A 12,286-nucleotide genomic window follows, 5' to 3' on the forward strand; every position below is an offset into this window, starting at 1 on the left:
CGCGGGCCGCTGCTATGATAGGCGCCCGTTGAAACGTTGCAGATGGTTGCGGCACGGTGCCCGACGCGGTGGATCGACCGGCCGCGACACAAGAGATCGGAGCAGGACATGTCAGGACTTACCCATTTCGACGCCGCCGGCCACGCGCACATGGTCGACGTCGGCGGCAAGCAGGAAACGCAGCGCATCGCGATCGCACGCGGCACGATCCGGATGCTGCCGGCGACGTTCGCGCTGATCCGCGACGGCAAGGCGAAGAAAGGCGACGTGCTCGGCGTCGCGCGCATCGCCGCGATCCAGGGTGCCAAGCGCACCGCCGACCTCATTCCGCTGTGTCATCCGCTCGCGCTGACGCGCGTGGCCGTCGACTTCGAACTCGACGACGCGCTGCCGGGCGTGCACTGCGTCGCGCAGGTGGAGACGTTCGGGCGCACCGGTGTCGAGATGGAAGCGCTGACCGCCGTGCAGGTCGGGCTGCTGACCGTGTACGACATGTGCAAGGCGGTCGATCGGGGGATGGTGATCACCGAGGTGAGCGTGAGAGAAAAGCGTGGCGGGAAGTCGGGGGACTGGAAGGCCGAGGACACCGCCGGCTGACCGGTCGGAACCCTGTCGGCCGGTAAATTCGGGATACCGGCCGTTTATCTCATACAATTACCGGATTCCGCACGGGAGAGCGTGCGACCCAGCACAAAAAAAGCGAGCACGGGTGATGAATTCGCAAATGTTAAGAAGCGCATTGCTGGCCGGACCGGTTCAGCACGAGCGCCTTGTCAAACTGGATACGCCGCTGGGCCCCAACGTCCTGCTGCCGCATCGCGTCATCGGCCGATCGCGGCTCGGGCGTCACTTCGAGTTCACGGTCGATACCGTGTCGGTGTCCGATAACCTCGAGCTCAAGAAGCTCATCGCGCAGCCGGTGACGCTGTGGATCCTGCAGGCCGACCAGTCTTATGCGCCGCACCACGGCTACGTGCATTGCGCCCGCCGGCTCGGCTCGGACAGCGGCGTCACGCACTACCAGATCGTCTTCGCTTCGTTGCTGCACTTCCTGAAGTTCCGCCGCGACCAGCGAATCTGGCAGGACCAGTCCGCGGACGACATCATTGCCGACGTGCTGAACCAGCATCCGCAGGCCAAGGGTCGCTTCACCTTCAAGCTCCACCAGCCGCTGCCGCTCCGCTCGTTCTGCATGCAGTACGAGGATGACTGGAATTTCGTGCATCGCCTGATGGAATCGGAAGGCCTGTACGGCTTCTGGGAACAGGACCAGGACGGCAAGTCGCACCGGCTCGTCGTCGTCGACCGCGTCGACGCGTTGCCCGCGCTATCGCCGCGAACGGTGCGCTTTCATCATGCGGGCACGGGTGACGAGGCCGACACGTTCGTCCAGTTCTCGGGCACGCGCACACTGCGAAGTGTCGCCCGCGCCACCCGCACGTTCGACTACAAGCAGCCGCCGAGCGCGGCGAACCCGAAGGCGACCCATACGCCGACGATCGCCAATCAGGGTGACCTGCCGCCGCAGCTCGAGGTCTACGAATACACCGGTGCGTACACGTATCCCGAACAGTCCCGCGGTGACCATCTGTCGAAGATATGGATGGAGGAACAGGAGTCGCGCGCGAAACGCTTTCATGGCGTCGGCGGCGTGCGGCGCATGGATGCCGGGCGGACCTTCGAGCTGGCGGATCACCCCGAACACGACAAGGACGATGCCGGGCAGCGCGAATTCGCCGTGATCGAGACGGCGTGGGTCATCGTCAACAACCTGCCCGTGGCGGACGAACAGGCGGTTTTCCCGCACAGCCTGCACGCCGAGGTCGACAGCATCGTGCAGGCAACCGATACGGCCCGGTCGCGCGTGCGTCATCCCGACGGCAGCGAAGGCTTCTTTCAGATCCGCGTCGAAGCCCAGCGCACGACCGTACCATTCCGCAGCCCGCTCGAGCATGCGAAACCCGCGATGCATTTGCAAACGGCGATTGTCGTCGCGCCGCAGGGCGAAGAAGTCCATACCGACGCGCTCAACCGGGTCAAGGTTCGCTTCCATTGGGACCGCCTGAACGACGGCGACGAAAAGGCGTCGTGCTGGCTGCGTGCCACCGCATCGGATTCGGGCAATGGTTATGGGGCCGTTCACCCGCACCGCAGCGGCGAGGAGGTGCTGGTCGATTTCCTCGGCGGCGACTGCGATCGCCCGATCATCGTCGGCAAGGTCTACAACGGCGCGACCAGTCCGCAATGGCACAGCAACGGCATCCTGTCCGGATACCGGTCGAAAGAATACGCGGGCGCCGGCTACAACCAGCTCGTGCTCGACGACGCGACCTCGCAGAACCGCGTGCATCTGTACAGCAGCCAGACCAACGCGCACCTGCATCTCGGCTACCTGATCGACCACACGGGCAACAACCGCGGCAGCTATCTCGGCAGTGGTTTCGACCTGCGGTCCGACGCATACGGTGCCGTGCGCGCGAACCGCGGCCTGTACGTCACCACGCATCCGAAACAGCCGGCGAGCCAGCCGCTCGACGTCGGCGAGACACAGCAGCAGCTCGTTCGCGCGGAAGGCCTGCTGGAGGCCATGTCGGATGTCAGCGCCCAGCATCAGGCCGAGTCGCTCGACCCCGGCCACTCGGCGCTGAAGCAGTTCACCGACGCAACGCAGAACAGCGTGAGCGGCGGCACGTCGGGCGGCAGGACCGCGGGCGGCGGAACCGGCACGGCCAACGCGTTCAAGGAACCCGTGATGCTATTCGGCAGCCCGGCCGGTATCGGGATGTCCACGCAACAGTCCGTGCAGCTTGCCGCGGACCAGCACGTCAACCTCGTCAGCGGGCAAAGCACGCACGTGGCCGCCGGAAAGTCGCTGATCGCGAGCGTCCTCGACCGGATCAGCCTGTTCGCGCAGAACTCCGGGATCAAGCTATTCGCCGGCAAGGGCAAGGTCGAAGTGCAGGCGCACGCGGACAACATCGAGCTGACCGCGCAGAAGGCGCTGAAGCTGATGGCGGTCACCGAGTCGATCGAAGGCGCCGCGGCGAAGGAAATCCTGCTGACTTCCGGCGGCGCGTACATCCGCATCGCGAACGGCAACATCGAAGTGCACGCACCCGGCAAGATCGACATCAAGGGTGCGCAGCACGTGTTCAGCGGCCCCACGCACCTGTCGCAAGCGATGCCGACCCTGCCGAACTCGACCGGCAACTACGATCAGGCGTTCATCGCGCACTGGGCCGGCACCGACATTCCGGTTGCGAACACGCGGTACCAGATGTTCTCGAACGGCAAGCTGCTCTCGGAAGGCGTCACCAATGCGGCAGGTGAGACGGGGCTCACGCAGAGCCACGTGCCGCACGACGTCGTCGTCAAGTTTCTAGGGAAATCGAATGGCTGACGGACAACAGGACAACAACGTACTGGGCAGCGGCTCGGGGATGCTGACGCCGACGGGGTACAAGGATCGGCCGAAGGTGGCGATCAATATCTGCGACAAGCATGTGACGCCGGCCGCGGATTCCATCATTGGTACTTGCCCGTTCTACTACCTGCCGCTTCACGGCGAGTACTGGGAAACGGTCGAGAAGGTCAGCGTGTCGAGCACATGGGAGACCGTCAAGAAATTCGCAACATCATGGGATCCGTGGAAAGACAAGAAAGTCGTCCATGAACTGCTGCATCGGCGAGAGGATCTGATCAAACCGAAAAGCATCGATTCGGACTGGTCCCGCCACGGCAATTTCATGATGCGTCATATCGGGTGCGGGCATAAGCCGCCCGATTACTACGTGAGTTACGGCTACTACTATTGCTCGGATTACGGCACCAATCTCTATCCCACCCTCACGATAAAAGGAAAGAAATGGCTGGATAGCGCGCGGTGGTGGCTTCAGAAATACATCGAGATCGGGCTGTACCAGAACATGCAGGGAAACCAGATCGCATTCAAAAGCGCGAAACCGGGAAACGGCAAGCTCTCGATGCAGGTAAAGCGATACGAACTGGAACTGGACAAGGACGGAGAGACGTTCAAGACCTTCGCCTTTGTCACTCACCCATTGGCGTATCTGGATGGAGGGCTGGCCGGTCTGCCGGTCTCGGATCTTATCAAGATCGGCAGGCGGCCGAACATAGAGGAATGGGCCGACGGGCGCACGCGCAAACAGGCAATCGACGCGGGCATTCCCGTCGCCAAGGCAAAAGCGCGCGAGTGGAGCAAGGACGCGGTCGACAAGGCACGCGAGTGGGGCTCGGACGCCGCCGACAAGGCACGCGAGTGGGGTTCGGATGCGGCCGACGAAGTTAACCGCGCGCTCGAACGTTTGCTGAAAAAGTGACATGCGAAAACAGAAGCGCTGGAAATGGATCGCCGGTGGCCTCGTTGCCCTGGCCATTGCAACATACGGGTACGTAAATATGACGACGGGCTGGGAGACGATTTCGACAAACTTCATGCGGAACGACACGCCGTATGGCGGCGGCAACTTCCGCATCAAGGGCAATGACGTGATGAGCGTCAAGCTCGCCAATCCCGAAGTGACGTTCAAGCCCCAGGCCGAATCGAACGAGCCGCAGCGGCCCGAGCCGACCGAAGCATGGATGAACGACACCGGCGAGTTGCTGAACCGCACGACGATCAGTTTCTTCCGCGGCACCATCGACGGCGGGATGAAGCGGCATTTCCAGCAGGTCGGTCAGGATGCCGCCTGGTGGTACTCGCCTGACTGGACCGTTCAGTTCATCAGCACGTCATGGATGAACTACAAGGCTCCCGAAGCGCAAGGTGGCGACGCGCCGCAAACCACCAAGCTGTGGAAATCGGTCAATGGCGGCCAAACGTGGTCGCAACTGCAATGGCCCGAAAACCAGAACATCGGCCGATTGCTCTTCCTCGATCCGCAGCGCGGTTACGCGGTCGGCTGGGGGCCGCGCGTATGGCGAACTTCCGACGGCGGAAACACGTGGCAAGCGATCGACGTGCCGGCCGATGCACACGTCGGCAGCGAGACGCGCCAGGATTTCAATGCAATCAGCCTCGGCCCGGACGGTGTTCTGCGGATCGCCTACCATGTCGCACAGACTGCCGAAGCACCCGCTCACAGCGTGGTCGCCCGGCTCGACTGGGGGCAGCACGCATTCGTGACAGATACCGTGCTGCCAGGCCAGGTCGTCACTGCGCTCGACACCACGCCGGAATCGGGATCACGTTATTCGCTGTACGCGCTGACGCATCTCGACAAGCCGCAAAACGGCGAGGGTCACGACAACGGCCGCCGGACGGGCGCCATTTTCACGTGGACGAACGACCATCCCGAGGCCGTGCAGCAACTGCGCACGTTCGACGAGAAGCTCACACTCGACAGCATGAGCATCGGTCGCAACGGCCTCCTGCTCGTCTATGCAACCGATCCGAACTCCGGAAGCGGCGGCACCGGCGGCGGCGCACCGATCGACCTGACGTTCAGCAGCACCGACGCCGGCAAGTCGTGGAATAAAACGACCGACAAGACCGCACAAGGCGGCTACTTCGACGCGCAGACCAACACGCTGTACTGGCTGCACGCATTCACGCTGAAGAAGCGAACCTTCTGATCGCACGCCGGACGTATCGGAAACCGGCCACCGCTGCGGCCCGCGATCGCGACTGACGATCCCGGGCCACAGCAAGGTGCCGTGCCGCACCGGCTGACAGGCGATCCCGGTAGAATCGTCCGTTCAGCGCGCCGGGCGTCGATTCCGATTCGGTCTCCGGCCAACTGCTCGCCGTGATGAACGAAGAAAAGAACAAAAAAGATCTTTCGATGAAAAACTTGCTGAACCGCGTAACACTCGCGCTCTCCATCGCCTGCGCCATACCCACCACCGCCTCCGCCGCCAGCCCTTGCCCCGCCGCCGACACCGCCGCACGCGCGGCGCTCGACGCGCAGCACCGCGTACAGCAAGTCCGTAATCCGCAAGGCGACGGCGACGGCGGCGGCGGCGGCACCGTCGACGTCTCGCCGCCTTTGCGCGACGCGCTTCGCGCATACAAGCAGGCGCTCGTCGGCGCGATCGACGCGCGGCTTGCGTGCAGCGACGAACACGTCGAACCGGCTGCGCTGAAACGCACGCTTGCGGCCGCGCTCGGCGTACCCGCCCAATCCACCCAATCCGCCCAGCCGAAAAACGGCGAATCGGCATTCGGCCGCAACCCGGACGTCGACGTCCAACGCGACGGCACGTCCCGCCCGCTCCTCTTCGTACGCGCCGGCTTCGACATCGCGTGCGGCGACGACAACCTGCTCACGGCCTATGCATGGGAAAACGGTGGCTGGCGGCGCGTGCTGCGCTGGCAGGCCGACGACTACAAGGACATCGGCAGCGCCTACGGCGGCGGCTTCTGGTTCGGCGCATTGCCCGGCGGCCAGGTGGCGATCGTCCACGGCACGCCGTGGTGCTCGTCGCGCTGGAGCCGGTTCGGCGCGGACGTGGTCGCGCCGGCAAACGGCGCGGCCGCGCAACGCACGCTGTTCCATACGGCTCACGGCTACGTGCTCGACGACGACGCGATCCGCTTCAAGGTGCGCCCCGACGGCTTCGAACTGCGCATGACGGTCGGCTCGCGCGACAGCGACGTGATGACACGGCCGGGCATCTTTCGCTATCGCGTCGACGGCGACACCGTGCAACGCGTGCAGCCCGTCGCGGTCAACGGCCGCGATTTCGTCGACGAATGGCTGGGCGTGGACGATGCGCTCGCGCGCGCCTGGAGCGAACCCGCGGCCGTCGCGGCGGCACTGCAAGCCCGGCAGGGGTTCATTGCGGAAAGCAAGGCGCCCGAGACCGGATTCGCCTATGGACCGGTACGCGGCTGCGCGGACAGCAAGGATCGCTTCCAGGTCGAACTGGAACTGACGGGCAAGGACGGAAACACGGTTGCGCGACGCTACGCGCTGATCCGCCAGGAGCGCAACGGGTTCACGATGCTCGGGCTGCGCAAGGCGGCCGAGCCGGCGTGCCACGGCGCGAACCTGATGCCGCGGCACTGAACGTCGGCGGCACGGCGGCGCCTCACAGGAATCGAGGGCAAGCGGCAGGCGCGATACAGCGTGCCCGGCCGCCCGTCATTGCGCGCGTCGCGGCTCGAACACGAACGGTTGCGTGAGCAGGAACGGATTCGCGGTGGCGCCGGTCTGCGCGCAGGTCGCGTGCGTCATCGCGTCGACAGCCGCGCGATCCGCCGCCGCATTGCGGCTGCTCGTCGTCACGGTGACGTTCTGCGCTTCGCCCGAGGTCGTCATCAGCGCGCGCACGAGCACGGTGACCGGACGCGTGAGCGGCTTCGCGCTATCCGGATAGACCGCGCGCGGAATGTGGCAGGTCAGCTTGCTTTCCTGCGACGACGACAGCATCGCGCAGCCGGAAAACAGCACGGCGACGGCAGGCAGGATCAGGAGGGTCGAGCGAAGGGCCATGGTCGAATATCGTTCTTCAGTACTGTTGCGGACGAACGCCGCGCCGGCGGACATCGCCCTGCGCCGCGGCCATCGGACCGGCGCACCGTTACGGCCGCACGACCGACGGCTGCCGGTCGCGATCCTGCCTGGCGGGTTCCCGGAGATCCGGGGCGGCGTTCGCGGCAGCGGCCCGCAGCGGGCGGCCGCGCACGCGAACGCTTTGCCGCATTGTGCACGCGCCGCCTTGCGCGTGGCCGCGATTTGACAATGGTTGACGCGAATCACACCGGATTCGGCCGGCATCCATTCCCCGGGGGAAGCAATCGCCACCCCCTTTCCGCCCCGCCATCGCCCACCCGCCTCACGGCAATGCGGCCAGCGCCGGGATTCCCCGCCCGGCGCCGCGCGGTGTCGGCACGGTGTTCAGCGTGGTGTCACTCGGAATCGTCGTCGGAGTCGTCCTCGTCCGCATCGGCCGGCACTTCCCCGTACTTCGCGACGACGGCCGCCTTGAACGCCTTCAGCGCCGGTTGCTGGTCGCACAGCTTGTACAGCAACGCCAACTGCTGCGGCCAGTCCTTCAATTCCTTCGCGAACACATGCAGGCGCGCGACCGTATCGAGCGCATCGGCCTCCCGACCGGCCAGCGCCTGCAGTGCCGCATAGCGGCGCAGCACCGTCTCGCCCGGCAGCAGCGCGATCGCGCGCTCATGCGCGGCGAGCTTGAGCGGCAGGTTCTCCGGCGAAATCGTCAGCAGCGTGGCCACCCCGTAATCGCCCCACGCGCCGAACAGCTGCGACGGCGCATCGCGGTACTGCGCGGCCGGATCGCTGCCGTAATACAGCACTTCCGCGCGCTGGTAGTCGCGCAGCACGGGCACCGCCGCCAGCACGCCGCCGATTGACAGCACCGCGAACAGCCCGAACGCCGCGCGGCCCGGCAGGAGGCGCAGCGGCTTCACGTCGAGCAGGCCGATCACGAACATCGCCGGCAGCAGGAAGAACATGTACTGCTGCGGATATTCGACGAGCGCATGCATCAGCAGGATGCCGATCAGCGCGAGGCCGAACACGCGCGTGCTCGACTGCGGCGCACGCACCGCGCGCACGAACCACGTCACGAGCGCGACGACGAGCACGCCGAGACCCAGCAGACCGGACTTCGCGAGCAGGTCGATGAAGATGTCGTGCGAGTTGTTCGCGATCTCGACACCGCCGAGCGTGCGCACGAGCGCGAACTGGTGCGACGGGAATTCGCCCCAGCCGACGCCGAGCAGCGGATGCTCGCGGAACATCGCGAGCCCGTACTTCCACAGCGCGAGCCGCGGCGCGATCTGCCCCGCGTCGCGCATCCGCTCGGCGGCCGACTCGGCAAGCCCCAGGTGGAAATGCACGTTGGCCCAGCGCACCGCGACGTTCACCGCGACGAAGGCCACCGCGAGCGCGGCCGGTATCAGCCATGCGCGGCGGTTGGCCGGCGCACGGCGCGACTCGAGCCACGCCATCCAGAAGCCCGCGACGACCATCACCGCGACCTGCAGCCACGGGCCGCGCGACACCGTCAGCGCGAGACCGCCCGACAGCACGATCGACAGCGCGAACCAGGCCCATACCGCGAGCCGGCGCGTCTGCACCAGATACAGCGCGCCCGCGAGCGCAAAAGCGATGTAGGTCGCCAGGTGGTTCGCCTGCGCCATGTTGCCGTACGGACGGCGATCGACCGCGATGTTGTAGACCACGACGAACGGCGACACCGCGGTTTCCAGATGGAACAACTGCACGACCTGGCTCGCGACCGCGAACACGCCGCCGACAAGCAGCGCGCCGGCCATCATTCGCGCGGTGGCTTCGGCGAGCCCCTCGCGCGCGAGCGTGTAGCCGGCCTGCATCGCGACCAGCGCGGCGGCCAGATAGCCGAGCGCCAGCCAGTTCATCGACGGCACTTTCAGCGGCATCAGCGCGACCTGCGCGAGCAGCACCGCCGCGAACCCGAGCGGCGCGACGAATGCGGCCGGCGCGGCGAACGGCTCGGCCGGGCGGCCCGTGCGCGCGAGCAGCACGACGGAGAGCCCCACCAGCAAATACAGCACCAGCGCGGCAAACTCGGAATAGAAGGTCGGGATCGGATACGTGTGATTCGTGATCGCGTACGGCACGATCAGGGCGACAGCCAGCGCAACGAGCGGCAACGAACGGGAAAAAGTAGAAGGCATGAGCGAACCGGATGTCAGCAACCGGCGCACTATACAAAACTTTCCCCCGTCTGTGCGGCCCCGCCGCCCCGTCACCCGATACGGCCGGACCGGCTCGGCAGGCCGGCAATGCGTGCGCGGCGCCGTGCGCACGCCCACGCACCGGCCCGCGGGCCGCCTGCACTATGCGCGGCATTCCGCCGGCGCGTATTTCGCGGGCAACGTCGCCGCCTCCGCCGGCAACGGGCCCGCGCCCGGCGCCGGCAGCGATGACGCGGCCTTGCCGGCGGCAAAGCATTCCCACGCGATCGCGCCGGCCTGCATCGCGCCCTTTTTCAGCGGCACCCGTGCGGTGGGGGTGTCGGCCTTGTCCGGCGCGGACGGCACCAGCACGAGCGTATTCGCGCCGGCCGCGGCGACGCGGGTGGTGAACGCCACCGTGATCTGGCCCGTATCGGCGTCGATCCGAACGGATTCGACGTTCCGGGTGGCGACCGGCGGGCTGTAGCCGCCATCGAGGCCCGCGCCACTCGCGGCATTGTCGGCGACGGCGAGCCGTGCGGACGATGCGAGCGCGAGCCCTTCGCCGACGCGCGACCGCGCGAGGTAATCCTGGTACGCGGGAATCGCATAGGCCGCGATCACGCCGACGATCGCGAGCACGATCATCAGCTCGATCAACGTGAAGCCGGCCGGCCGCCAACGCGGCACCGGCCGGCGCGCGCGCCGCAGATCGGCGGCGACGCGCCGGAACAGGGAAACTGAAAAGGCTTCGAACATGACTGGCTCCGGAAACGAAAAACGCCTGCCGAATCAGGCAGGCGTTTCGATCGTAGCCAGTGGGCTGCGGCCCCGGCAGTCGGCCGGACGGCCAACGTCATTGCGGGTGCGGAATGCCGCGGCGGCGACGCAGCGCGTATCCGGTGCCGACGACGAACAGTGCGCCGGCGATGCTCGCGCCGTAGATCGCGGCCTGCGTATCGAGCACCGGCCAGCGATCGCCGACCGGGTCGTGCACCATCAGCCCGCCGGCGATCCAGCCGAGCAGCCCCGCGCCCAATGCAACGACGATCGGGAACCGGTCGAGCAGCTTCAGCACCAGCGTGCTGCCCCACACGATGATCGGCACGCTGACGACCAGCCCGAAGATCACGAGCGCCAGCCGGTGCGACGGATCGGCCTGCTCGGCCGCGCCGGCGATCGCGATCACGTTGTCGAGGCTCATCACGGCGTCGGCGATCACGATCGTCTTCACCGCGTCCCACAGCCGGTCGGCCGGCTTCACGTTGTCGTGCGCGTCGGCGTCCGGCGCCATCAGCTTGATGCCGATCCACAGCAGCAGCAGGCCGCCGCCGAACTTCAGGAACGGCACGTCGAGCAGCGCGACCGCGAATGCGATCAGCACGACCCGCAGCAGGATCGCGCCGGCCGTGCCCCACACGACGCCGCGCAGCCGCTGGTTGGCCGGCAGGTTGCGGCACGCGAGCGCGATCACGACGGCATTGTCGCCGCCGAGCAGGATGTCGATGATGACGATCTGGAACACGGCGCCCCAGTGCAGCGACGTCAGGAATTCAAGCATGAGTGGATATAGGTGCGGGGCGACGACCCTCTGACGGGCGGCCCGGTTCATTACCGGCACATGCGTCGCGCATGCCCGGGGCTTACAAATTCATTGCGCGAGCATAACAAAAAACGCCGGCTAAGCCGGCGTTTTTTGCAGGACGAACCACGCGGGAATTACAGCGCCTTCTTCAGCAGACGGCCCATTTCCGACGGGTTGCGCGTGACGGTGATGCCGCACGCTTCCATGATTTCCAGCTTCGCTTCGGCCGTATCCGCACCGCCCGAGATCAGCGCGCCGGCGTGGCCCATGCGCTTGCCCGGAGGCGCCGTGACACCCGCGATGAAGCCGACGACCGGCTTCTTCATGTTGTCCTTGATCCACTCGGCGGCGTTGGCTTCGTCCGGACCGCCGATTTCGCCGATCATCACGACCGCATCCGTATCCGGATCGTCGTTGAACATCTTCATCACGTCGATGTGCTTCAGACCGTTGATCGGGTCGCCGCCGATACCGACTGCCGACGACTGGCCGAGGCCCAGTGCCGTCAGCTGAGCAACGGCTTCATACGTCAGCGTGCCCGAACGCGACACGACGCCGATGCGGCCCTTGCGGTGGATGTGACCCGGCATGATGCCGATCTTCAGTTCGTCCGGCGTGATCGTGCCCGGGCAGTTCGGCCCGAGCAGCAGCGTCTTGCGGCCTTCGCGACGCATGCGGTCCTTCACTTCGATCATGTCGCGCACGGGAATGCCTTCCGTGATGCAGATCGCGAGATCCAGGTCGGCTTCGACGGCTTCCCAGATCGCGGCGGCTGCGCCTGCCGGCGGAACGTAGATGACCGACACGGTCGCGCCGGTTTCTGCCTTCGCTTCCTTGACGCTCGCGTAGATCGGAATGCCTTCGAAATCTTCGCCGGCCTTCTTCGGGTTCACGCCCGCGACGAATGCTTCGCGGCCGTTTGCGTATTCACGGCAGGCGCGCGTATGGAACTGACCGGTTTTGCCGGTAATGCCCTGCGTGATGACCTTCGTGTCCTTGTTGATCAGAATCGACATGTATTTTGACCTCTGTTCGATTGGCGTCGCGAG

Annotated in this window: 11 protein-coding genes; 6 read left to right on the forward strand and 5 right to left on the reverse strand. The window is 66.1% G+C overall.

Annotation, left to right across the window (positions count from 1 at the left end):
• The first annotated feature begins 108 nt into the window (after nucleotides 1–108).
• The 5 genes from moaC to SB771_RS06065 all read left to right on the forward strand — a co-directional run bounded on the left by moaC (nucleotide 109) and on the right by SB771_RS06065 (nucleotide 7,031).
• Complete coding sequence (gene moaC, locus SB771_RS06045; protein ID WP_011657821.1) at nucleotides 109–597, forward strand: cyclic pyranopterin monophosphate synthase MoaC; 489 nt, start codon at nucleotides 109–111, stop codon at nucleotides 595–597.
• Nucleotides 598–712: 115 nt separating this feature from the next.
• Nucleotides 713–3,400, forward strand: a complete 2,688-nt coding sequence (locus SB771_RS06050; RefSeq protein ID WP_175660355.1) for a type VI secretion system Vgr family protein — start codon at nucleotides 713–715, stop codon at nucleotides 3,398–3,400.
• Nucleotides 3,393–4,340, forward strand: coding sequence for a hypothetical protein (locus SB771_RS06055; RefSeq protein WP_175660356.1), 948 nt, complete (start codon nucleotides 3,393–3,395; stop codon nucleotides 4,338–4,340). The genes SB771_RS06050 and SB771_RS06055 overlap by 8 nt, the downstream gene beginning before the upstream one ends.
• Before the next feature lie 79 nt (nucleotides 4,341–4,419).
• A complete protein-coding gene (locus SB771_RS06060) occupies nucleotides 4,420–5,595 on the forward strand; it encodes a WD40/YVTN/BNR-like repeat-containing protein (RefSeq protein WP_175660438.1) in 1,176 nt (391 codons plus the stop codon).
• 209 nt (nucleotides 5,596–5,804) lie between these two features.
• Nucleotides 5,805–7,031, forward strand: a complete 1,227-nt coding sequence (locus tag SB771_RS06065; RefSeq protein WP_175660357.1) for a hypothetical protein — start codon at nucleotides 5,805–5,807, stop codon at nucleotides 7,029–7,031.
• Nucleotides 7,032–7,106: 75 nt separating this feature from the next.
• Here SB771_RS06065 and SB771_RS06070 read toward each other — a convergent pair whose 3' ends face one another.
• A complete protein-coding gene (locus SB771_RS06070) occupies nucleotides 7,107–7,457 on the reverse strand; it encodes a TonB family protein (RefSeq protein ID WP_105787010.1) in 351 nt (116 codons plus the stop codon).
• On the opposite strand from SB771_RS06070, the gene SB771_RS06075 reads away from it, so the two are divergent.
• A complete protein-coding gene (locus SB771_RS06075) occupies nucleotides 7,456–7,704 on the forward strand; it encodes a hypothetical protein (protein WP_175660358.1) in 249 nt (82 codons plus the stop codon). The genes SB771_RS06070 and SB771_RS06075 overlap by 2 nt on opposite strands.
• Before the next feature lie 169 nt (nucleotides 7,705–7,873).
• On the opposite strand, the gene SB771_RS06080 is transcribed toward SB771_RS06075, so the two are convergent.
• The 4 genes from SB771_RS06080 to sucD form a co-directional block, all read right to left on the reverse strand.
• On the reverse strand, nucleotides 7,874–9,652 hold the full coding sequence (locus SB771_RS06080) for a PglL family O-oligosaccharyltransferase (RefSeq protein WP_175660359.1): 1,779 nt from the start codon (nucleotides 9,650–9,652) through the stop codon (nucleotides 7,874–7,876).
• A 162-nt stretch (nucleotides 9,653–9,814) separates the two neighbouring features.
• On the reverse strand, nucleotides 9,815–10,411 hold the full coding sequence (locus tag SB771_RS06085) for a pilin (protein WP_006749939.1): 597 nt from the start codon (nucleotides 10,409–10,411) through the stop codon (nucleotides 9,815–9,817).
• A gap of 97 nt (nucleotides 10,412–10,508) precedes the next feature.
• Nucleotides 10,509–11,213 carry a TerC family protein gene (locus tag SB771_RS06090; RefSeq protein ID WP_175660360.1) on the reverse strand — a complete coding sequence of 235 codons (705 nt, stop codon included), beginning with the start codon at nucleotides 11,211–11,213 and terminating at the stop codon, nucleotides 10,509–10,511.
• Nucleotides 11,214–11,371: 158 nt separating this feature from the next.
• On the reverse strand, nucleotides 11,372–12,253 hold the full coding sequence (gene sucD, locus SB771_RS06095; protein WP_006477916.1) for a succinate--CoA ligase subunit alpha: 882 nt from the start codon (nucleotides 12,251–12,253) through the stop codon (nucleotides 11,372–11,374).
• Between the last annotated feature and the right edge of the window lie 33 nt (nucleotides 12,254–12,286).

This window comes from Burkholderia sp. SIMBA_051, assembly GCF_046534915.1.
Lineage (GTDB): Bacteria > Pseudomonadota > Gammaproteobacteria > Burkholderiales > Burkholderiaceae > Burkholderia > Burkholderia ambifaria.